Raw genomic sequence first — 21,623 nt, 5'->3', positions numbered from 1 at the left:
CACCTCGGTTACACTTTTGTAACAACATTATTGCACACAATAGTATTTTAGTTTTTGGGGGGGGTACGAATCAGTGGGTCTTCTCAATCGATTTTCGTTATCTAGAGATATGGGTATCGACCTCGGTACTGCTAACACGCTCGTTTATGTATCGGGCAAAGGTATTGTTCTGCAGGAACCTTCTGTAGTGGCGATCGACCAAGATTTAAAAATACCGCTGGCTGTTGGAGAAGAAGCCAAAAAAATGCTCGGCCGCACGCCAGGGAATGTCATAGCACTGCGCCCGCTTCGCGACGGGGTAATTGCAGACTTCGATACGGCAGAACTAATGCTCAAGACTTTTATCCGCAGGGTTCACGAAGGCCGAAGCTTAGTTTCGCCACGGATCATTATTGGCATCCCCAGCGGTGTCACCGGAGTCGAGAGGCGTGCTGTCATTGAGGCGGCGACTCAGGCCGGTGCTAGAGAAGTACGGTTAATTGATGAACCCATCGCGGCGGCGATCGGGGCTGGACTGCCTGTTGCTGAGGCGACTGGCAATATGATTATAGATATAGGTGGAGGTACTACGGAAGTTGCGGTTTTGAGTTTGCAAGGTACGGTGATCAGTGAGTCTGTGCGGGTAGCCGGCGATGAACTCAATGAGGCGATCGTCCAATACATGAAAAAAGTTCACAATTTGGTCATCGGCGAACGCACTGCTGAAGAAATTAAGATTCAGGTTGGTTCTGCATATCCAACTCCAGAGGATGACGATGTAATGATGGAAGTGCGGGGCTTGCACTTACTGTCGGGTTTGCCGCGAACTGTTACTATCAAGGGCCCAGAAATTCGCGAAAGTATGTCGGAACCGCTTTCAGTAATTGTGGAAGCTGTCAAGCGTACTTTGGAACGCACCCCGCCGGAATTAGCAGCAGATATTATTGACAGGGGAATTATGCTGGCTGGTGGTGGCGCGCTGATGAAAGGTTTAGATACTCTGATCAGTCACGAAACAGGAATTGTCACTCACGTGGCAGCCGATCCTCTGTGCTGCGTGGTTTTGGGAACTGGTAGAGTATTGGAAAACAAACAGTTGGAACGGGTTTTCAGCGGGCAGTCGTCGCGTAATATGTAGTTAACAAATTTGGGATTGTGGATTTAGAAATAAATACGGCTGCAATCTCAAATCTAAAATCCTGACTTAACAATTTTAGATTAGTGAAATTATGCTAAAAAATACATTCCGAAAGTGGTGGGATCTGCGGCTGCAAATTGCTCTTCTAGGTTTCGCTGTAACTGCCGCTTGGGGAGTTCGACAAACACAAGGTGCGGCAGTATTTGAAGTTTACAATTGGGTGACTCGTCCGTTTCACGCCAACGGATCAGCGCAAGAGGAACTCATCTCAGCGCGCACTCAAGAATTGCAAGCGCAGGTATTAGAATTAGACAATCAAAATCAGAAGCTAAAAGAGCTTTTAGGTTACGTGTCGGCTAAGAAACCAGCAGGGATTGTAGCTCCTATTGTGGGTCGCAGCGCCGACCACTGGTGGCAGCAAGTAACCTTGGGGCGCGGCAGTAACGATGGCATCAAAACAGATTTTACTGTGATGAGTCCGGGCGGTTTAGTAGGCAGGGTTGTCAGCGTTACTCCTAATACTAGCTTGGTGCTGTTAGTTAGCGACGCTACGAGTCAATTGGGTGTGGGAATTACCCGCAGTCGTCACATGGGTTTTATGCGCGGGAAAGGCGGAAATCAGGCGGTGATGGAGTTTTTTGAGAATGTTCCCAATGTCAAGCCTGGGGATGTGGTTTCAACTTCTTCTTACAGTCAGTTGTTCCCTCCTGGTTTGCCGGTGGGAAAAGTGGTTTCGGTGGATATGAATAAAACTCCGGCTCCAGAGGCTGTGGTTGAGTTTTCTGCACCGATGAATGCTCTGGAGTGGGCGGTGGTTTACCCCCACTCTAAGCAAGCCGAACCGAAGGATTCGCCGAGTCAATCTTCAGCAGCATCTGAGGGAGCACAGCAATAATGAAAGCTTTATCTCGGATGTCTTCGCGATCGCGCCAATTTCTCAATTTCGCCGTTACATTTCTATCTGTGATGCTGTGCATACTGATATTGCCCACTCGGATGCCGGGAATGGAATTGTTGGGAATTGGGCCTAACTGGCTGTTAATTTGGTTGGTAGCTTGGAGTATTAAGCGGAAACGTACAGTTTGGGGAGCTGCTAGCATGGGCTTGGTTTTGGGGTTTCTTCAAGATGCGATGACGGCTCCTCATCCCAGCCACGCTGTGAGTCTAGTTGTTGTAGGAGTCTTAACAGTTGTTTTGCAGAAAACCTGGTCGATTCCGGTAGATATTGTTGAGAGAGATCCGATTCCGATCGCGTTAATTGTGTTTGGGATGGCAGTGGTAGCGGAAACGGTGATGGGGCTGCAATTTTTTTCTATGGGCGATCGGGGTTTACTGGAAATTTGGAGCTATCACCAGCGAGTGGCTTTGTGTTCTGCTATTCTTAGCAGTCTTTGGGCTCCGGTGATTTATTTTCCCCTCAATCGCTTGTGGGAAATGACCAGGAATTTAGAAAAGTCTTAGTCATTAGTCATTAGTCATTAGTCATTAGTCATTAGTCAACAGTTAACAGTTAACAGTTAACAGTCAACAGTTAACTGGAGTCATTCTACTATGACTTGTTGGCGCGAACCTAATAAGTGATGAACGGCAATAATCAAGTCGGTGAGAATGAAATTAGGCTGGTGCTTTTGGAGTTGATAGCGGCTGCGAATTCCGCAGGTAACGGCAATTGTAGGTATTCCTAATGCTTTTCCTGCGAGGATGTCTGCTTCTGTATCTCCGATCATCCAAGCCGAACCCAGCGATGACTCAAATTCTTCTGCAACTTCAGCCAACAATTCAGTTTTTAAGGCTGTATAGTTGTGATAGGCGGCATCCGCCATCTGAGTTCCGCGAATGCTGGTAAACAGTCTGGCTAAACCGTAATTTTGTAACAGTTGAACGGCTTGATTTCTCGGCCGCAGGGTGACTAAAATCAGCCGCACGCCCCGGGAGTGCAGAAGTCCGATCGCCCATTGCACTCCCGGCTGGATACGATCTAAGTGCAACAAGTCTGGCTGATTGACAATCTGACTGACGCATCCGAGAAAAACGTGAATTTCTTCTCCCGACAAGCCGGAACTTTTGGCGATTTCAGCATCGGGCACTCGGTTTTGTTTCATTTGCCAAAACTGCTGTTTGCTGAGTATTTGAAGGTTGAGGTTGATTCCCCGATCGAGATAAGCTGCTTGAGTGTCGGCTAATCCTTGTTGATAGGTGGCATAGTAGCGATCGGACACATCGACTATGGGCCCGTCTAAATCGCAAAATACCGTCATCCGGGGGGACGAGTCAGCCTCTGATGGTAGCTTGTACTGAAGGTTTTCGGAGTCTTGGGCGACAGCAGTTAACATAAAACGTTAAGTAAATCTAGGGAGTTATACATTTCTTGACTGTAGCAAAAAATGTATAAGTTATAATACATAAATTTTAATGCTTTTATTAAAAAAACCTATGAATTTTTTGAGGATGGGGTTCAATAAGGGCCAGAGAGCCTGTGCGTGGATAAATTCAAGGGAAAAAGTGATTTTTGTGGCTGTTGATATGTGCTTTAGCCATTAAAGTTTAGAATTAAGTTTTTAGTCTTGTGTAATTTACCCATGCTCAAACAAAGCGATTTTGTTAGGAATTCGGACACTAATCGAGTAGAGGTGCTGTCCGAAGCACTGCCTTACATTCAACACTTTGCCGGTCGCACCATAGTGGTCAAATATGGCGGTGCGGCGATGAAAGATAGCAATCTCAAAGACAAGGTGGTTCGGGATATTGTGCTGCTAGCTTGCGTGGGGATGCGTCCGGTTGTGGTTCACGGCGGCGGCCCGGAAATTAATATTTGGCTGGAAAAACTGGGAATTGAGCCGCAATTCAAGGATGGTTTGAGAGTGACTGATGCGGCGACAATGGAAGTTGTAGAAATGGTTTTGGTGGGGAAAGTAAATAAGGAAATTGTTTCCTTAATCAACCAAGCTGGCGGCAAAGCAGTGGGATTGTGTGGCAAGGATGCCAATCTGATTCAAGCTCGTCCAGATGGCCGGGAAGGAATTGGATTTGTTGGTGAAGTCAGCGGCGTGAAAATCCAGATTTTGGAGTCTTTGGTGAACAGCGGTTATATTCCGGTGGTGTCGAGCGTGGCGGCGGATGAAAAAGGTCAATCTTACAACATTAATGCTGACACGGTGGCGGGAGAAATCGCGGCTGGTTTGGGAGCAGAAAAGTTGATTTTGATGACTGATACTGCGGGAATTTTAGAGGATTATCACAAGCCAGAGAGTCTGATTGCTAAGTTAGATATTCAAGAAGCAAGAGAGTTGGTTGAGTCGGGAGTTGTGTCTGGGGGGATGATTCCGAAAGTTAATTGTTGTGTGCGGAGTTTAGCTCAGGGTGTGAAGGGTGCTCACATTATTGACGGTCGAATTCCTCATGCTTTGCTGCAAGAAATATTTACGGATGCGGGGATTGGGTCGATGATTGTTGCTTCTGAGTTTAGCAGCGCGAACTTAAGGCCTAAGTAAGGCGTAAATCCTAGCGTGGGGAGGGCGGGTGCGTGAAATGGGTAAACTCGCTGCGATCGCGTATATCCTAACTAAACCTGCCCCTACCAACCTTTAGAAGGTACTTTTGGGAAATTACTTTAACTAATTCTAACCGTTGTTGAATTTCAGCTTTTCTTAAACTATGAGCAAACACTTTAGAGTTTTGGATTCTGTTGCGATTCTTAAGCCGATTTCAAATACGCGATTAGCGCTAGTGGAACCAGAATACGCCTTTATTTCTAGTTTGCCAGTTGGACTTGTGGGAACTATTATTGAAGTGTATGATATGGGAAAGGAATGTCAGTATTTGGTGGAGTTTGCTGATAGTCAAGGGAGTGAATATGCTATGGCTATGTTGAAAGCTGATGAAATTTTAGTTCTGCAATATGAACTTGCAGTTGCTTAGTAATGTGAGGAGAATAGAAGTTAGATAAGGGCGATTCCCTACGGGATAGCTGCGCTTCACGCACTTTCGGAAAATAAGGGCGATCGCCTTTTAGTTTTGCACTTAAATCGCGCCATCATTTAACGTGCAGTTTCAGCTTGAATTTCTCGAATAATAGTTGATATTTCTTCGGCTGACTCTAGGTGTCTAGCCAAAACTTGAGCAGTTTTGTCCAGCAAGCGTTCCGAAAAAACTTTAGCTAAGTCTTCCCGTAAGCCTTGCCCTATATAAAACTTAAGCAATGCTTCTACAGACATATCTCGATTCGCCGCTATTTTCTGAAGTGATGCTAAAGTATCTATTGGAATGTTTAGCGAGACTATTTCCGCTGTACGAGGTCGCAATTGCAATTTTATTTCTTCTTCAGAATTGTTCATAGAATTTCCTTTTAGTGCGGGTAGCAGGACGGGAAGAAATGATGCGTATTCGCAAGCTGCGTTCTATAGCGATCCTAAATCATTTGTATAATTCTGGTAGGGGCAATCCCCCCGTGGTTGCCCCTCTCTATCTGGGGTAGGCACAGGGGCACTACCCCTACAAATTTTGTGAATCATTTAGGATCGCTATACATAAACAACCAGTAATAGGCGTTGAGTGCGGGAGTAACCGAGGATAAAGTTACGCTGTTCGTCATTAGCCGTTGCATCTCCCTCCTGATAGAATGGATCGAAGAAAACTTCTGCGGCTTCTTCAAAGCTAACGCCATGCTTTTCTAGGTTAATCTGAAATTTGTTTGTGTCCCATTCAAACTCAACGCCTTGAAGTCTGTACACACTATCCAGGCTTCGATATTAACATTATTTAAATAAGAGCGATCGCACTTTCGGACAATAAGGACGATTCCCTACGGGATAGCTCCGCTTCACGCACTTTCGGAAAAAGAACAATTGCGCTACACTCAAGACATTATGAGACTGCTTTGAGGTATTGCGTTACAGGCTTCAAATCGATGTCATCGTTGGAAGTCAGTATTTTAAATAAATGACGCGGGATGCCGGCTGCAATCAAAACTTCCAAATCGCGATCGAGCTTTGAGCAGTTCTCATAAATGCCGACTTGCCTGACTTACGCAAGCTAAACAGGCCTTTCATTCTCCCGCGAACTAATTGCAGAAAGCGATCGCCCATTGATAGAGTTTCAGTGCTACACTAAAATTACAGCCTTGTTCGGTGGCAATTACGTGATACCCTACTTGCACGAGGAAAATACATGGTAACTACGCTCGAAATTGACAAAACTCTTCTTCAAGAAGCCCTTGATTTGAGTAACCATCAAACACCTACTACATTAATCGAAGCAGCTTTACGCGAGTACATCCAACGTCGCAAACAATTAAAAATATTAGAATTGTTTGGTACTATTGAATACGAGGAAGATTATAACTACAAGCAACAGCGACAAACAACATGAATGTTCTTGTTGATAGTTCGGTTTGGTCGCTGGCTTTGCGGCGTAACACAACAAATGATGCGATCGCGATCGTTAAAGTCCTACGCGATTTGATTGCAGATGGACGAGTTGTTTTACTGGGGGCTATTCGTCAGGAGGTGCTTTCTGGGGTGCGCTACAAGGAACAGTTTATTCGATTACAAGAGTATCTTCGTGCTTTTCCTGATTTAGAGCTAACAACTGAAGATTATGAGTTAGCCGCAGAGTTTTTCAATACCTGTCGCAGTAATGGCATTCAGGGTTCAAATACTGATTTTCTGTTATGTGCCGTTGCTCATCGTCGTGGTTACAGCATTTTCACTACTGATAAAGATTTTGAGAATTTCCGATCGCACATTCCTGTTGTATTGCTATGAGGGTAATTTCTCAGTTTATATCTTAACTTAGAGATGCCGATCGCACTTTGGGATTTGAGATGTCCGAGGGCCGATCGCACTTTGGGAAGGAAAGGGCGATCGAGCTTTGACGAGTCCTCATAGATGCCGACAAACTGGCTTACGCAAGCTAAAGATTCATCTTTCGGGTCATTGGTAGTAATGTCGGTAATTTCTTTGCTATACTTAAAGCATCGTCCGAAAGCGTTTAAAAGGAGCAAGAGTGTCAGCCAAAGATTACTATCATCCAGTTGTGAAACAGGCACTTGTTAAAGCTGGCTGGAAAGTTACTCATGACCCGTTGTTATTGAAATGGGCTAAGCGAAAACTATTTGTAGATATCGGAGCAGAAAAACTGATTGGCGCTGAAAATAATCAGTCTAAGATAGCTGTTGAAGTTAAAAGTTTTATCAGTGACTCTAAAATTTTAGATTTAGAGAAGGCTTTGGGACAATACATTCTTTATCAGAAAATTTTAGAACAAACTGAACCGGAAAGAACGCTCTATCTTGCCATACCTGCGATGTCTTTTGAGGAGCTTTTTATTGAAGATAAGTTTGCCGATCTTTTATTGGTCGATAATCATTTGAAGTTGATTGTTTTTAATCCACAAATAGAGGAGATTGTTAAATGGATACCCTAGTAGATTGCCGCCAGATTGTTAAAGGGATTCTCACTGAATACTCAGGGTTTTTTGCTTCTGAAATTGAGGTACAAAGTCAAGTAATTTTCGATTTAGAGAACGATCGGTATATGTTACTATCAATGGGATGGTTTCAGGGGAGAAGAATTCACGATTGTGTTATACACATGGATATTATCGACGGTCAAGTTTGGATTCAAGCCAATAATACCGATCGCTCGATCGCTGAAGAATTAGTAGCAGCGGGCATTCCCCCTAAGTTAATTGTTTTAGGACTTCAACCGCCAGAAGTAAGAGCTTATACAGCTTATGGCGTACCAAATTCCATACAGTCTCAAGAATTATTGCAAGTGGGTTAAATTTGCAGGGGAAGAGCGATCGCCCTTTTGGTTATTTGGAGGAAAAGGGCGATCGCACTTTCGGACAATAAGGGCGATCGAGCTTTGACGAGTCCTCCTAGATACCGACTTGCCTGACTTACGCAAGCTAAAGTAGCAGCGAAGGATGGATTTGGGACAAGAGACGGACGATCGCACTTTGGGACAATAAGGGCGATCGTACTTTCTCTAACTTTACTTAACTGGCTTCCAACTATTGAGAGATTCCCGAATCGAACTTAATTGGCTGAGGTACTCAATAAGCTTGGCTTTTTGATACTCAAGACGAGCTAGAATTTCCGGCGCTTCTGCTTCTTTCGTTTCCCGTTCCTTCAAAACGCGATCGAAGTCATTCTGAAACCTGTTGATATAATCATTGATTTGCCGTTCTGCACTTCGGAAATCAGCTTCCACCTGTTTTCCAATGACTCGCTCTAACAGTTTTTTATTTCTAGCTGTCTGCTCATCTATTTTGCGGTTGATCGAATCTAATGTTTGGCGTAAATCAACTTCAAAGAAGGAGCGATTTTCCGTTACAGGAACATCAGCATGATAGACTTCATCTGAATTGCAACAGCGACTTTTTCTCCCTGTTTCTTTCTTGCTAGTTCCGACAACTACTGCTAATTGGACATCTTTAATCCGTGCATCAATTCCGGGAAAATCAAAGCTGGGAAATTGAATCGGGTTGATGTTTAGTTTCACCTGCAAAGCATCGCCCAGATAAGCAGACAGTTCATCTGAGATTTTTTGGATATCTTTTTGAATTATTTTGGCTAACTCTTTGCGAATATTTGTTCCATCTCGAACAAGCTCATCTTGAGTATCTATCCACCAATTATGAATGTGTGGCGCACAAAACTCATTGATAGTTTCAACAATTTTCCCAGCTTCTGCCTTCGTTTTACACCGGATAATGCACGGATCGAACTCTTCACTATCAACAATCTGTTCAGAGGCAGAGGTACTGAAAGCTTGTGGAATAGACTCACCCAGTATATCCAACAAGGATGCACCTAACTTAAAGACTCTCCCTAGGCTTTGACCAAAGCCAGGGATTAATTCTAATACGGCTTCTCCCATGTCTCCTACTCTTTGTCCCCAGCCTATATTATCAGATGTTGCTGGTGGTAGTTGACGACTTTGTTGAGTTTTTTTTGGCTTTGGAGAGTTGGCGGAACGAGACTTTGCAATTTTATCTATCTCACTGGCTATCTGAGCTTTAGCCTCATTAGCAAATGTGGTAATGCCTTGACTAAATCCTTTGATTAGTGTTTGCTTCTGTTCCTCTACAGTTTTCTTTACAGATTCAATGTTCGCCCTCGCATTCTCCGAACGTCTTCTGTAGTCTTCTACTTTTTCTTTTAGGGCTTCAATTCCTATTTCCCAACCCCTAATCTGTGTATTCTGAGTATCCTCAATTGCCTTAGCAGCTTTATCAAGTTCTGCCACAACCTCACTCAATAGATTCCAGCCTGAATTTTGCGTAATCCTTTGAATGACTGTTTCTTGAATGCTCGGAATACCGCTATCTTGCAAAGCTCTTGGTGCAATCTCTTCAGGTAAAGGAATTACTCTCCTACCTTTTTCATCTCTCTCAGCATATTTGGCACTAAAGAAATCCTCAAAATCTTTTATCTCCTTTTCAGTTGCTTTTCCTTGCTGAATCAGTTTCGCTAAAAGTCCTTGTCGAGAACTAGCAGGGTAAATAACTGGATTGCAAAAGCCAAAGCCAACTAACTCTCGCTCTAAATCTTTAATGACATCAACAATTTCTTTGTCTCTCTCTGTTTTTTGGTCAACTTTATTCAAAATAAAGTAAATTTTTCCCGTGTTCTCAGCTATAAAATCCTTACGATTTTCAACTACATCCTTAAACAAATCAGCCACTGCATTATCTTTGTAGGAAGCGTAGTTTAAAATAAACAGGATGGCATTGCAGGTTCGCAGTGCTTCTAGTGCTGTCTGCTTCAGTTCATTTATGTTGAAGTTTGCAGACTCCCACTCATTAGGGCCGGGAGTATCAACTAAGGTAAAGCCTGTGAGAGAAGATAATTGGCTAATTGCTTCAATCGGATGCTCTATCTCAAAGCGTGTAGTGTTATCAGGATTGCCTTGTTCTCGGATTTCACGGGTACGCTGCAGGAATTTTTGCTGAATTTCGCCAGCGCCACCCTCAACAAGAATGACTGGTTTCTTTTGTCCTTCTCGATACTCTAAAAGTTTAGGAGTTTCGCCTGGTTTAATGTGTCGGACATCTGTGCGGCAGATAGTACAGGCGGCCGTTTCACTCGCCAGTACATCAGCACCGATGATAGAATTTAAGAAGGTGCTTTTGCCAGCTTTCATTGCTGCTATGACGGCTACTTGATACTTCTGATCTTGCAAAGCCTTTAAAGCTTTGTTGATTTCATCTTCAATGCTTTGTAGTCCTTGACTTTCATCTCCCTGAATGCGGAGTCCGTCACGGAATTCTTTGAGATATTTTAAGAGGAAAGTGCCTGTACTGTCAATGCTGGTGTATGCTGCTTGAAATTCTTGAGAAGACATAAGTTAATAATCTTGATTGAATAAAATATGAGAACAGACACAAAGATAATTGCCTGAGCGTTTCCAGTCGGTTTTAACTGAGGTATTGCACCATTCTCAATAAGCCTTTTAGGGACGGGCAGGATGCCCATCCCACGAAAAATTCACTCTTTGTGGAACGGACGGGCAGGATGCCCATCCCACAAGAAATTCACTCTTTGTGGAAGGGACGGGCAGGATGCCCATCCCACAAGAAATTCACTCTTTGTGGAACGGGCATCTTGCCCGTTATTGACAATGGTGCAAACTGAAGTCCCTGGCGCGAGTCAATGTTTAGTCGTCAGAAAAAGCCTTGCTAATCCCGTAAAATGCCAAACCTGCTAATGCACCTACGGCTATACCAACGGGCCCAGCAGCAGCACCAATACCAGCACCTCCGCCAACGGCACCAACTGCCGTCAAACCTGTAGCAGCTACCACACCAGCACCCGCAGCAGCACCCGCAGCAGCGGAACCTGCCGCTTTCGCTATTTCATCACCTTTAGCCATTGAAATACCTCAGTGTAAGGAACAAAAACTAACTTTTTGACTAACGAAAGTTAACTAAACAGGCAAAATTTGAAATATCACGATCGCACTTTCCCGCTTTTCTAAGTATTTGCACTTAGATGATGAGTCGGTAATTTAATACTAGACTACCTATTGTTAGCAAACAACTAACAAACGCTAGCAATTTCGGTTATGCTATCGTTAGCCACATCTCAACACACCCGACAATGGCATCAAAAGAAGACTTATTTGCCGAAGCCGCCAAACACTGGGACTTAGAAAGGCTGTACCAAGCTTTTGCAGAAGCTAAACGGCAAATCTCTCCTCGATCGCGCAGGGGACTCACAGAAACAGAAAAACTCTACCTGCGAGGATTGCTTTCCGGTTGCAGTCCCGCCGAAATCGCCCGCCAACTGTTTCAGAGTTCCAAAAGTGCAGAGGTTTATTTATGTAAAACTTTATACCAATATGTTAAAAAACTCGCAGATGTACCTAACGAACCTGTAGGAAATTGGCGCAATATTTGCGATCGGCTACAGGAAGCCGGATATAAAACTCAGTCTTCTCCTGAATTTAAAATAAATAATTCTGTACCTACAGAAGCATTAATAAAGATAGTTAATATAGGTTTTAAAGAAAGTACAGTATCAATTGATATCAACATTCGACTAGAATTCCCCTCAACTTCAGAAACTCCGAAAAAAGAAGATTTGGATAAAGAGGATTAGATGGGCGATCGCCCCTATAACTAATCTAACTGAAGGGATCTCGCCCCTCAACCACCAATCTTATAGAAAAGCTTTGCGCTCTAATCATACCCTCAACCAAACAGTATAAATGGTATAATTATAATCCAGAGCGATTCCTTCACATGGGAGGTTTTAAAAATGAGATTTATCAATCCCAAAACAGATTTGGCATTGAAAAAAATCTTCGGCGACGAACAAAACAAAGAAATCCTCATCAGTTTTCTCAACGCCATCCTCTACCAAGGTAATTCGGCGATCGAATCTTTAGAAATCCTCAATCCCTATCAACCTCCCAAAATTAGAGGAGTTAAAGATACTTACTTAGATATCCGAGCCAAGCTGAATAACGAGCCAACAGTCATTATCAAAATGCAGGTATTGAATGTAGAAGGCTTTGAAAAGCGGATCTTGTACAATGCTGCTAAAGCTTATTCGATTCAACTAGACACGGGAGTAGATTACACGCTACTCAATCCGGTAATTGCCTTAACTATTACTGACTTTGAAATGTTTCCCAATCTCGACAAAGTAATTTCCCGCTTTGTCCTCAAAGAAAGAGATTATCTGGTTGACTATCTAATTTACGATATCGAGTTAGTGTTTGTTGAATTACCGAAATTTGGCAAAAAATTAGAAGAATTAGAAACTCTAACCGATAAGTGGATATATTTTCTGAAAAATGCCAAAAGTTTAGAAGTTGTACCGGAACAAATGGGAGAAGTCCAAGCAATTCAGAAAGCTTTTGAAGTTGCCAATCGCGCCGATTTAACCCGCGAAGAGTTGGAAGATTTAGAACATCAGGAAATTTACATACAAGACCAGCGGAATGCTACTATTAAAGCTGTGAAGCAGGCTGTGAAAGCAAAAGCGATCGACATTGCCAAAGGACTTCTGGATGTGTTAGATGAAGCAACAATTAGTCAAACAACAGGATTGAGTATGGAGGAAATTCAAAAGTTGAAACAAGCCAGGTAAAAAGCGATCGACTATCAAGAATCCTTCGACACTTCCTCAAACTCTTCAGCATCCCCCGGCAAACCCGAACCCTCGCTACCCCTCAACCGTGGCGATTCCCCATTACTCGCACCCGCACCGTAAACCCCAGAATACCTATCCTCCAAACCCGAATCCCTCAGCGAAATCGCACTTCTTTGACTCGGCGACAATCTATCTGTCGATCGGCGATTTGTCCCAGAAATCGGCGGCTTCCGAGTTAAAGTTTTCCAAGCAGCCTTAACCCCAGTCACCAGGCTGCGAGTAGTTACCTGCACATTTTGCGCCTGCTTTTTGGCGCTACCAATACTTCGATCGACCTGTTTGACAACCTCGCCCGCACTTTGTACTCCCTCGCTGACATCATCCGTCAACTCGCTAATTTCCAGCCCCGTCAACCGAATCGCCTCCAAAGTGGGCGGAAATTCGCGAGAAAGCGTGTCAGCGAGCTTTTCCACGCTGCGGGCCGCCCGGGCCAGCGCTTGCACTGCAGGTATTAAAGTCACTAAAACAGCAGTCAGGCTAACTGCCACTAGCAAAATCGAAAGTCCTAGCCAAAATATGGGATCACTCACTTGAATCTCGGATTGGGGGTTGAGAATTTCATGCCATTTAGCGGATGGGAGGGCGCGACGGGGGACTCACTTCAGCTTCAGTTTCCGCCAGTGTTTGGCGTTCCCGCTGAGTCGCTTCCAAACCGGCCGCGATCGCCTCTTTGAGTCTAATCAAAGTTTCGTCCCAATTTCGGATTGCAGTTTCAGAAAGTCGATCGGCCTGCAACTGCACGCTAGTCGATAAATCCTCCGCCAACTCCGGCAAAGCATCGGCCGATTTTTTCAATATCTGCCGCGTCTCCTTGCCCGGTCGCGGTGCCATCAGCAAGCCAGTCACGGCCCCGATCGCAGAACCCACAAGCAAACCGCCAATAAATAATCCTGAACGTTTAGTTGACATTTTTATAACTTCTCTCCATACACCAATTTTAGGGGCGTTTGCCCGATCGCAGCCCTTTACAAAGGTAGAAATATTGTTGAAAATCCTACGGAGTTAGCACGGGCGGCAGTTTTAGGATAGCTTACCTCAAACGTCGATCGCGCCTGGGCCAAAGCATCCGTCCCAAACCCAGCAATCCCAAAAGTTGCTGAACCTGTTGCAGTTGCAATTCTAGTTGTTGATAACGCCGTCGCAGTTGGCGAGTACCTTGCTGCCTTTTACCAAGGAAATCCGGCGACGTACTGAGGACATTGCTGCTACAGCGTTCGATTGCTGCGATCCGAAGTTCCAAACGTGCGATCGTCCGCCTAATTTTCCCCACCTTCGCAGCGATATAAAAACAGACAAGAGATATCATTAAATTGATAATTACCACACCAGCCAGCATTATTTTACCTGCTTTCAACTAATCCCTTTCACCATCTCAATAACCTGTCAGTCGTCTTCAGACGACTTAAGCTTTGAGGCAGGGGTTTAAACCCCTGCCGGACTGCCGGACTGCAACAGCCCCAAGATACCCCTTGTAAAAGTTTTAAGCCTGAGACATGGCAGGCAAACAAACCTTAGTACCGCCCAAGCCGCAATAACCGTTCGGGTTTTTAGCAAGATACTGCTGATGATAGCTTTCTGCGTAATAAAACTCAGGAGCATCAATAATTTCAGTAGTAATCTTGCCATAACCGGCCGGAGTCAAAGCCTGCTGGTAGGCATCGCGCGAAGCTTCAGCTAGCTGCTTTTGGCTGGCTGAATATGTGTAAATTCCCGATCGATACTGAGTACCCGAATCATTGCCCTGACGCATTCCTTGAGTAGGATTGTGACTTTCCCAAAAAACTTTGAGCAGCGTTTCGTAACTAATTACTTTCGGATCGAACACAACCAGAACTACTTCATTGTGTCCCGTCATCCCGCTGCAAACTTCGTTGTAAGTAGGATTCGGAGTAATCCCCGCCGCGTAGCCAACAGCCGTCGAAAAAACTCCATTTTGTTGCCAAAATTTGCGTTCTGCTCCCCAAAAACAGCCCAGGCCAAACAAGGCAGTCTCCATGCCGTTTGGAAAGGGAGGTTTGAGCGGATTGCCGTTAACAAAGTGACTTGCCGGTACCGACATCGACTCTGCCCGTCCCGGTAATGCCTCTTGGGGAGAGGGCAGGCTCGACTTTTTGCCAAATCCAAATAGCACCATAAGTTTGTGAGGGGATCTCTGATAAACGTCTTTACCTTACTTAATAATATCAGATGTATACTGAAAATAGTGGCCCTCTTAAAGGTAGAAGCTAAAAACCAGAAGGCCGATTTTTTTTACGGAAGGTTTTTGGTGATATTGCTCACTGCTAACTTAGTTTTAAATCACATTAGGGAGTGTTCTACGTCACCAAAACATACTTAAAATATCACTTATTGTTGAGGTATAAATCACGCGGATTTTAGGCAAAACAGCCGATTATTAAAGGTATGGTGTTGTAGTAGTTATTCAATACCATTTATTGGGAGTGTGTAGAAATGGCCGCTAAACCTTGCAGTCAACCTTTAAAATCTAATCCGTTTATTACTTACCGCGACCCAATTACAGGCAAGTGGATTGTCGTAAGTCAAAATTTGCCCCAAGCCGCAGAACAAGCACAGCTAGCAGCCGCTTGAGTTTTCCTCTTAATTTTATACCTGAAAAATCAACTATAATTTCAGATTGCGTAGGGGCGGGTTTTACCAACCATCTATGTCGGAAACGAATAATCTGACAAACCCGCCCTCCCAAGACGAACAATCCAAATGTACATTTTTTCCATTCGTTCACAGACAGCGTTGATGTAGATTATTCATTGTGTGGGGGCGGGTTTATCTAGATTGTTTGCGCTTCTTAAATATTATTGGTAAAACCCGCCCCTACGGGTATTTATGGTTATTTAATCGGAGTTAATTTCATCTCTTTTTGCAGTTCCAAATACCGATAGAGATATTCCGAAACTATCCCGTGCAAAAACAAGTCGCGTGCCGCATTAAACGGACTGTTTGGCGCTAGCGGATGGCGATTGACAATTACATGATTCCAGTCGCAATTTCCGATAATCTCGCTGACGTACACTCCGAAGTTTTCATCTAACTGAAGCGACATCACTGCTCGCGCAAATTCGTCGCTAGTCAAACACAAAGAATAAAAAACTTTAAACAATTCGATCGCCGATTCTAAATCCAGAATGTTTAGCCATCTGCGTTTTTCAAAATCTATGGCAACTTCTACAGGTTGAATGCTATCATAATTTATTCCCCGTTTTTTGACGACTTGCAACCAGTTAGGATTTGTCAGCATTGCCTGGTTGTAATCCCAGACAAAGTTATAGAGAATTAAGTCGTGTTCGAGAAACGCATTCTCAGCTAAATCGCTAACAGTGCGCGGATAAAGCTTTGACTTTTCTATCTGGGTGTCGGGGCCGTTGTCAATCAAGAAGTTGATAATGTTGGAGCCGATGCAGATGTGTCGGACAATTAAATAACAAGCTTCTGGCGATACAAAATTATTTAGGAAAAATGCAGCCGATTTGTGCATTAAAGTGTAAGCGCGGAATTGAAATGGCAACAGGCGCTTTGTTGTCATAATTACCGCCAGCAACAAGTTAGCAATTACTTTGATCGGAATCAGCAAATAACTGCGAGTCCAGTTTTGCAAATCCCGGATCATGTAGGCTTTTGCCACTAAATCGACGGGAATAGATCGATCGCAAAACAGCACATCCCAAACATTCGGATCTCGGCGGTTGTAGGGTTTAGTAGCGTAAGGAATTTTTCGCTCATCTGGGAGATTTTCGGTATCTTGTTTTTGCAGCTTTTGCATTAGCCTATTTCCTCCAATTGCAGCAAATATAAACGAGCAGTAACGCGAGCGGTTTTGACAATGCGACGGGCAATATCATCTGTCATCCATTCGGCATTAATCAAATTTTCCAGTTTGGCTAAATGCGACTCGTCATTCGATCCGTGATAAGCTAAAAACGATACTTGTTCTGATTGCAAACCGAGAGTTTCTTGAATTTGTCTTGCCCACTTTCCCGCCAACTGATTGCCCAAACCTTCGATAATAAACATACTGCCAATTAAATCAACCGGATTGTCCCGCGATGCTTGGTGAAAGATAAAAGCTGATAGCGCTTCGCTGCCAATATTCTTATCATATTCCACAATTTTTGCCAATTCACCGCCCACAGAAACATAATTTTGTTCTAGCATTTGATAGTCGCGATGTTCGTCTTGGGCATGGCCGATAAAAGTCGATCGCAGGCGAAAGTCACTCATGTTAGAAGCAGCGCGAGCAATCCAGCGAGCTCCCTCTACAACTTGCGGCCGGAGATTGCACAGCAAAGCTTGATAATCTTCTATTGTAAACTCTCCGCGGTACAATTTGCGGACAATAGGAACAGAACGAATTTCGCGCTCGAACTTCAGCCAAATCCAGGCTAACTCCCGCAACAAATAAGCTTGCGGAGAGTTGGGGTGTTCGGGTTTAACGCTTTCGAGAGGCGAAGCTTCCGGAACCTCATGAAAGTTAGAGAATTGAGAAATCATAGGCTTATGGGTATTTTCCACAGCAGTTAACATCATATATGCCGTTGTAAAGCGCCCGCTTTCCGGGACAAAACAAAAGATTTTCTGTCCCGGCTGCAACTTGCCCGAATTGAACAATTCCTCTAACATTAAATAAATCGAGGCGCAGCCTGTATTTCCCCGTGTGTATAAGTTGGTAAACCATTTTTCTTCAGGAATCATGCAGCCTGCTTGTTCCAGAAGTTCTACAATTTGCCCCCGGAAAAAGTGAGACGAATAGTGGCACAGCAGCCAGTCGATTTCCTGCGGACAAACTCTCCCGGCTTTAATCAACCGCAGCCAACCTTCAACGCCTAATTTCATTACATTGTCCAGCAAGCGAATATTTTGCCGCAAGTCAAAAGCTCCTGCTGTGGCTGCATCGAGGTAGGAGGAATAATCCAGCCAGCTTTTAGTGGATGTTTCGTTGGCTAATCCTGAATACATACAAACAGGATAAGCATTGGCGTGAGAAACGAGTTCAATCCATTCTATTTTTAAACTAATTCCTGTTGCGCTGGGATGGTTTTGGAGCAACAATGCTCCGGCACCGTCGGAGAGCATCCAGCGGAGAAATTCTGTATCGAAAGGCAGGATTTTTCCCGCTTGCAGTGAAGTCTCTGTTTCAAATTTGGTGTTTTTGAACAGGCGCGAGGGAAATTCGGAAGCGACGGCAATGGCGGTTTGTTTTTTGCCGAGTTCGATTTGAGAGGCGGCGTAATTTAAAGCACTAACTCCGGCACAGCAAACTCCTTGAGTTGAGACTATTTCTAGGGGAGATAATTCGGAAAGTTCCCCATGTACTGTGCTGGCAAATCCCGGTACTAATAAATCTGGTAAAGTAGTAGCGCAGGCCAATAAGTCGATCGCCCCTGGTTCCAGATTTGACTGAGAAATCGCGTCACGGACGGCAAACGCTGCCATTTGGCTGTTAGAATATAGTGTTTGCTGCTGTTTGTCGATCGCGTAGTAGCGCTGTTGAATCCCGTTGCTGTTGAGAATTCGCTGCCTGACTCTCGAAGGGCGCGAGGCAATTTTGCCAAGATATTCTTCCATATCATCATTATTAATCGGTTCTCCCGGCAAAAATTTTCCAATCCGATTGATATAAGCACTGTACATGGCGTAAACCTCCAAAGTTGCTAATTTAGTCGGGTGCGTTGGTTTCTTAAATCAAGCCAGAAAACATCTAAAATTGATTGTGCTTTGGGAAGCAGTGAAGTTGCAAGGAGGAAGCAGCTATCTTGTAGAGTCGCCGGAAATCAGGCAAGTTGAGCAACAGCGACAACAAGTTACCTGAAGCGGGGTGAAGTTTTATGTAATTGAGCCAATATGTAACTAGAGTTCCTTCGCAGCTTCCCGACTGAAATGGATATTGCAAAACTAGATACTTGGTATTCTCCTTCTCAACGCCGCACGGTTGTTTCGCTGTTGATGAAACGAGTAGGCGTAACTCGCACTAGGGCTGAATGCTTTATCAGGCTTTGGGTTTACTTATCGGTGAAACAGCTTCAGGAAAGCCAGCCCCGTCTCAAACCACCGCTGGCGAAACTGGAAGTGCCAGCAACAGAAGTGCAGTGCACTCACCGGGAAGCCGCCGAACTATTTTACTGCGATTCCGATCGCGGGAGCGATCGCGCCGCCGGAATGATGTTAGATAAATTAGCAGCACTCGGATTAATCGCAAAACACTTTGATGGTAACGCTACGGCAATTCAAATTCAACCAGTTTCAGAAATTTTAGAAACCGCCGAACCTCAAAAGCCTGTACAACTCGAATTAGATGATTTCAACCCTCGGTGCGACGCAATTATCGTTGCCAATTTATTAGCTACCAATTACAACTGGATGAACCGCAACACTAACGCCGTTCCCCACAAAATTGCTAAAATCCTGCGGCTTTTGGCCGATAAATACTCAAAGGGAATGCGAGTTTTGCGCCGCTCAGATAATCTCAATCCAGTCGGGTTTTACTTACTTTATCCCACAGCTAGCGAATCAGAAGTCAATTTTTTTAACGCTCCTAGCAAAAGCCTTCATTTAAGTTCTATTTCCGATATCGATCCTTTCAAGATGGCGCTACCAGGAGATCAAAATTGCCAGTCAGTATTTGTCCGCAGTTGGATGATCGATCCGCAGTATTTGTCAGAATACCGCATTGCTTTTCTCGAAGACGCACAAAAAGTTTTAGGCGAAATGCAAACAGATTTTCCCAATCTTTGCGACTTGTACACCCTGATGATTCACCCCATGTACGAAAAACAGTCCCTGGCTTTGGGATTTCAGAAGACTAGCAGCGATAGTCAATTATCTGTTTATTGGATGTATCTAGCATTGGATAGATTTTTAGCGTTGGATATCAAGGAAGCATTAGTTAAACTGTAAGATGATTCGGCGATGATTCGGCGGTTGAAACCGCTCCTTCTCAAACAAAGTCCGCCTACGCGGACTAAGAAATAAGGAGGATATTCTACTCGTTACCAGGCAGAGCCTGGTAACGCAGCTCCACAGGCTCTGCCTCCAATTTTCGCAAGCAAGCGAGGCAGAGCCTCTGTACTTCGGTTCCCAGGCAGAGCCTGGGCAACCAGTTAATCGCCGAATCATCTTGTCTATAAAACTTCCCGCCCCAAATAGGGTTGTAAGGCTTCCGGCACTTTTACAGTTCCGTCTGGCTGCTGGTAATTCTCCAAAATTGCCGCCATTGTCCGGCCCACAGCTAAACCGGAACCATTGAGGGCGTGAACGAATTGAGTGCCTTTTTTACCCGCTTCTTTAAAGCGAATATTTGCCCGCCGCGCCTGAAAATCTGCCACGTTGGAACAACTCGAAATCTCGCGGTATTTGCCCGCCGATGGCAGCCACACCTCTAAATCGTAGGTTTTGGCGGCCGCGAAACCTAAGTCGCCGGTACACAGTGCGATCGCCCGATAAGGCAATTTCAGCGCCTGCAAAACTCCCTCAGCATCCTGCACTAACTTTTCGTGCTCTGCCTCGGAGGTACTCGGATGCACAAGTTTTACCAATTCAACTTTATTAAATTGGTGCAATCGAATTAATCCCCTCGTATCTTTGCCGTAACTGCCAGCTTCGCGGCGAAAACAAGGAGTGTAAGAACAGTGATAAATTGGCAACTCTTCGGCTGTCAAAATTTCACCTCTGTACAAATTGACAACCGGAACTTCGGAAGTAGGAATTAACCACAAATCATCTTGGTCGCACTTGAAACTTTCTTCAGCAAATTTGGGTAATTGACCCGTAGCAGTGAGGGATTCTGTGTTAACTAAAAATGGGGGAATTACTTCTACATAACCGGCTTTTGTGTGGCGGTCTAGCATGAATTGAATAATCGCTCTTTCCATGGCTGCACCAGCTCCCATTAAGCTCACAAAGCGGGGCTGAGCAATTTTTACTGCCCGTTCAAAGTTGAGAATTCCTAATTTTTCGCCGATTTCCCAGTGCGGCAAAATACCGGAATTTTGGGGAATGTATTCGTCTCCCCAGCGCCGGATTTCGACGTTTTCCTCTTCATTTTTGCCGATCGGCGTTGAGGAACCCGGCAAGTTTGGCAGCGGTAGCAATAAAGCTTCTATTTGAGCTTTTAGGTCTTTTTCCTCTGCTTGCAATTCGTTCGATTCAGTGCCGACTGCGTTGCCTTCTGCCTGCAGTTCCTGAATTTCGGGAGATTCGAGGGGTAAACCCGATTTTCTTTTTTGACCGATGAGTTTGGCAATTTCGTTGCTGCGGGCTTGTAGTTGCGATCGCTTGCCTTCCAACTCCCGCTGCTGTTTGTCTAATTGGACGATCGGCTCGATTTCATAGTTACCTCCGCGCAGGTTGAGGCTTTCTTGCACGGCTTGCGGGTTTTCTCGGATTAATTTGAGGTCTAGCACAGATTTATTCTAAATCTTAAATTTTAGATCGGCTGGGACAGAACGAGATGATATAAAAGCTTTGTTAATCATTGGCATATTAAATCATAATTTATTCTGACCTAAAATCGTCGTTGGGTGTTACCCCTGAAGGGTGACACCCCACAAATGTATGTTATAGTTGCAAATATTAGTAGATGCACCCTGATAATTTTCTACCCCAGCCAGCGATGGTAGGGGTTTTTTTGTTGTGTGGCATGGAATTGAAGCCCTGAATGCACTATCAGTCTAAAAAAACCCGGTTTCTCGCGATTATCGTCTCAAATGAGGCAATTACGTCAAGAAACAGGGTTTTTGCGTCCTGGACTAGGTTAGGATCGCGAATTAAATAACTTACAATTTTAATTGTTATTGTGGGATGGGCGTCCCGCCCGTCCAAAAAGGACGG

Annotated in this window: 25 protein-coding genes; 13 read left to right on the top strand and 12 right to left on the bottom strand. The window is 44.4% G+C overall.

Features of this window, described 5'->3' with window-relative positions; all coding sequences use genetic code 11:
- The first annotated feature begins 109 nt into the window (after positions 1 to 109).
- From QUB11_RS08805 to mreD, 3 genes are all read left to right on the top strand, one after another.
- A complete protein-coding gene (locus tag QUB11_RS08805) occupies positions 110 to 1,117 on the top strand; it encodes a rod shape-determining protein (RefSeq protein ID WP_006632285.1) in 1,008 nt (335 codons plus the stop codon).
- 91 nt (positions 1,118 to 1,208) lie between these two features.
- Complete coding sequence (gene mreC, locus QUB11_RS08800; protein WP_333205924.1) at positions 1,209 to 2,012, top strand: rod shape-determining protein MreC; 804 nt, start codon at positions 1,209 to 1,211, stop codon at positions 2,010 to 2,012.
- Positions 2,012 to 2,578, top strand: a complete 567-nt coding sequence (gene mreD / locus QUB11_RS08795) for a rod shape-determining protein MreD (protein ID WP_333205925.1) — start codon at positions 2,012 to 2,014, stop codon at positions 2,576 to 2,578. Before mreC ends, mreD begins: the two co-directional genes overlap by 1 nt.
- 80 nt (positions 2,579 to 2,658) lie before the next feature.
- Here the strand turns inward: mreD and QUB11_RS08790 are convergent, their stop codons facing one another.
- Positions 2,659 to 3,450, bottom strand: a complete 792-nt coding sequence (locus QUB11_RS08790; RefSeq protein ID WP_333205926.1) for an HAD family hydrolase — start codon at positions 3,448 to 3,450, stop codon at positions 2,659 to 2,661.
- Positions 3,451 to 3,696: 246 nt separating this feature from the next.
- On the opposite strand from QUB11_RS08790, the gene argB reads away from it, so the two are divergent.
- A complete protein-coding gene (gene argB, locus QUB11_RS08785) occupies positions 3,697 to 4,608 on the top strand; it encodes an acetylglutamate kinase (protein ID WP_333079227.1) in 912 nt (303 codons plus the stop codon).
- A gap of 163 nt (positions 4,609 to 4,771) precedes the next feature.
- Complete coding sequence (locus QUB11_RS08780) at positions 4,772 to 5,035, top strand: DUF4926 domain-containing protein (RefSeq protein ID WP_333156511.1); 264 nt, start codon at positions 4,772 to 4,774, stop codon at positions 5,033 to 5,035.
- A gap of 119 nt (positions 5,036 to 5,154) precedes the next feature.
- Here QUB11_RS08780 and QUB11_RS08775 read toward each other — a convergent pair whose 3' ends face one another.
- Positions 5,155 to 5,451 (bottom strand): hypothetical protein, encoded by a 297-nt coding sequence (locus QUB11_RS08775; RefSeq protein ID WP_333205927.1) that lies wholly within the window; start codon positions 5,449 to 5,451, stop codon positions 5,155 to 5,157.
- Between the two features lie 186 nt (positions 5,452 to 5,637).
- Positions 5,638 to 5,847 carry a BrnT family toxin gene (locus QUB11_RS08770; protein ID WP_333205928.1) on the bottom strand — a complete coding sequence of 70 codons (210 nt, stop codon included), beginning with the start codon at positions 5,845 to 5,847 and terminating at the stop codon, positions 5,638 to 5,640.
- Positions 5,848 to 6,283: 436 nt separating this feature from the next.
- Between QUB11_RS08770 and QUB11_RS08765 the strand changes: the two genes are divergently transcribed.
- From QUB11_RS08765 to QUB11_RS08750, 4 genes are all read left to right on the top strand, one after another.
- Positions 6,284 to 6,484, top strand: a complete 201-nt coding sequence (locus tag QUB11_RS08765) for a type II toxin-antitoxin system VapB family antitoxin (protein ID WP_333144406.1) — start codon at positions 6,284 to 6,286, stop codon at positions 6,482 to 6,484.
- Positions 6,481 to 6,879 carry a type II toxin-antitoxin system VapC family toxin gene (gene vapC, locus QUB11_RS08760; protein ID WP_333144407.1) on the top strand — a complete coding sequence of 133 codons (399 nt, stop codon included), beginning with the start codon at positions 6,481 to 6,483 and terminating at the stop codon, positions 6,877 to 6,879. The genes QUB11_RS08765 and vapC overlap by 4 nt, the downstream gene beginning before the upstream one ends.
- Before the next feature lie 241 nt (positions 6,880 to 7,120).
- On the top strand, positions 7,121 to 7,540 hold the full coding sequence (locus QUB11_RS08755; RefSeq protein ID WP_333205929.1) for an element excision factor XisH family protein: 420 nt from the start codon (positions 7,121 to 7,123) through the stop codon (positions 7,538 to 7,540).
- The gene (locus QUB11_RS08750; protein ID WP_333205930.1) at positions 7,528 to 7,899 is read left to right on the top strand and encodes a XisI protein; all 372 of its coding nucleotides are present in this window, start codon (positions 7,528 to 7,530) and stop codon (positions 7,897 to 7,899) included. The genes QUB11_RS08755 and QUB11_RS08750 overlap by 13 nt, the downstream gene beginning before the upstream one ends.
- A gap of 213 nt (positions 7,900 to 8,112) precedes the next feature.
- Here the strand turns inward: QUB11_RS08750 and QUB11_RS08745 are convergent, their stop codons facing one another.
- Both QUB11_RS08745 and QUB11_RS08740 read right to left on the bottom strand, forming a co-directional pair.
- Positions 8,113 to 10,467 (bottom strand): dynamin family protein, encoded by a 2,355-nt coding sequence (locus QUB11_RS08745; RefSeq protein ID WP_333205931.1) that lies wholly within the window; start codon positions 10,465 to 10,467, stop codon positions 8,113 to 8,115.
- 312 nt (positions 10,468 to 10,779) lie between these two features.
- Positions 10,780 to 10,995: a hypothetical protein gene (locus tag QUB11_RS08740; RefSeq protein ID WP_333205932.1), complete on the bottom strand. Its 216-nt coding sequence runs from the start codon at positions 10,993 to 10,995 to the stop codon at positions 10,780 to 10,782.
- Between the two features lie 227 nt (positions 10,996 to 11,222).
- Here QUB11_RS08740 and QUB11_RS08735 point away from each other — a divergent pair, with 227 nt between their 5' ends.
- Both QUB11_RS08735 and QUB11_RS08730 read left to right on the top strand, forming a co-directional pair.
- Positions 11,223 to 11,723, top strand: coding sequence for a DNA-binding response regulator (locus QUB11_RS08735; RefSeq protein WP_333205933.1), 501 nt, complete (start codon positions 11,223 to 11,225; stop codon positions 11,721 to 11,723).
- A 159-nt stretch (positions 11,724 to 11,882) separates the two neighbouring features.
- A complete protein-coding gene (locus tag QUB11_RS08730) occupies positions 11,883 to 12,719 on the top strand; it encodes an Rpn family recombination-promoting nuclease/putative transposase (protein ID WP_333205934.1) in 837 nt (278 codons plus the stop codon).
- A gap of 14 nt (positions 12,720 to 12,733) precedes the next feature.
- On the opposite strand, the gene QUB11_RS08725 is transcribed toward QUB11_RS08730, so the two are convergent.
- From QUB11_RS08725 to msrA, 4 genes are all read right to left on the bottom strand, one after another.
- Positions 12,734 to 13,312, bottom strand: a complete 579-nt coding sequence (locus tag QUB11_RS08725) for a DUF948 domain-containing protein (protein WP_333205935.1) — start codon at positions 13,310 to 13,312, stop codon at positions 12,734 to 12,736.
- A gap of 37 nt (positions 13,313 to 13,349) precedes the next feature.
- Complete coding sequence (locus QUB11_RS08720) at positions 13,350 to 13,691, bottom strand: YtxH domain-containing protein (protein ID WP_333205936.1); 342 nt, start codon at positions 13,689 to 13,691, stop codon at positions 13,350 to 13,352.
- Positions 13,692 to 13,812: 121 nt separating this feature from the next.
- Entirely contained in the window at positions 13,813 to 14,136 is a 324-nt protein-coding gene (locus QUB11_RS08715; protein WP_333205937.1) for a hypothetical protein, read from the bottom strand.
- 126 nt (positions 14,137 to 14,262) lie between these two features.
- Complete coding sequence (gene msrA, locus QUB11_RS08710) at positions 14,263 to 14,916, bottom strand: peptide-methionine (S)-S-oxide reductase MsrA (RefSeq protein ID WP_333134197.1); 654 nt, start codon at positions 14,914 to 14,916, stop codon at positions 14,263 to 14,265.
- A gap of 317 nt (positions 14,917 to 15,233) precedes the next feature.
- Between msrA and QUB11_RS08705 the strand changes: the two genes are divergently transcribed.
- Positions 15,234 to 15,371 carry a hypothetical protein gene (locus QUB11_RS08705; protein ID WP_333205938.1) on the top strand — a complete coding sequence of 46 codons (138 nt, stop codon included), beginning with the start codon at positions 15,234 to 15,236 and terminating at the stop codon, positions 15,369 to 15,371.
- A gap of 259 nt (positions 15,372 to 15,630) precedes the next feature.
- Here QUB11_RS08705 and QUB11_RS08700 read toward each other — a convergent pair whose 3' ends face one another.
- Together QUB11_RS08700 and QUB11_RS08695 are read right to left on the bottom strand one after the other, a co-directional pair.
- The gene (locus tag QUB11_RS08700; RefSeq protein WP_333205939.1) at positions 15,631 to 16,560 is read right to left on the bottom strand and encodes a DUF6999 family protein; all 930 of its coding nucleotides are present in this window, start codon (positions 16,558 to 16,560) and stop codon (positions 15,631 to 15,633) included.
- Entirely contained in the window at positions 16,560 to 18,428 is a 1,869-nt protein-coding gene (locus QUB11_RS08695) for a 3-oxoacyl-[acyl-carrier-protein] synthase III C-terminal domain-containing protein (protein ID WP_333205940.1), read from the bottom strand. Before QUB11_RS08695 ends, QUB11_RS08700 begins: the two co-directional genes overlap by 1 nt.
- 246 nt (positions 18,429 to 18,674) lie before the next feature.
- Here QUB11_RS08695 and QUB11_RS08690 point away from each other — a divergent pair, with 246 nt between their 5' ends.
- Entirely contained in the window at positions 18,675 to 19,691 is a 1,017-nt protein-coding gene (locus QUB11_RS08690; protein ID WP_333205941.1) for a hypothetical protein, read from the top strand.
- A 224-nt stretch (positions 19,692 to 19,915) separates the two neighbouring features.
- Here the strand turns inward: QUB11_RS08690 and serS are convergent, their stop codons facing one another.
- Positions 19,916 to 21,196 (bottom strand): serine--tRNA ligase, encoded by a 1,281-nt coding sequence (gene serS, locus QUB11_RS08685; RefSeq protein ID WP_333205942.1) that lies wholly within the window; start codon positions 21,194 to 21,196, stop codon positions 19,916 to 19,918.
- Positions 21,197 to 21,623 lie beyond the last annotated feature (427 nt).

The sequence above is a fragment of the Microcoleus sp. B6-A1 genome, assembly GCF_036705085.1.
Taxonomy (GTDB): Bacteria; Cyanobacteriota; Cyanobacteriia; order Cyanobacteriales; family Microcoleaceae; genus Microcoleus.
This window is presented reverse-complemented; position numbering and strand designations above follow the sequence as displayed.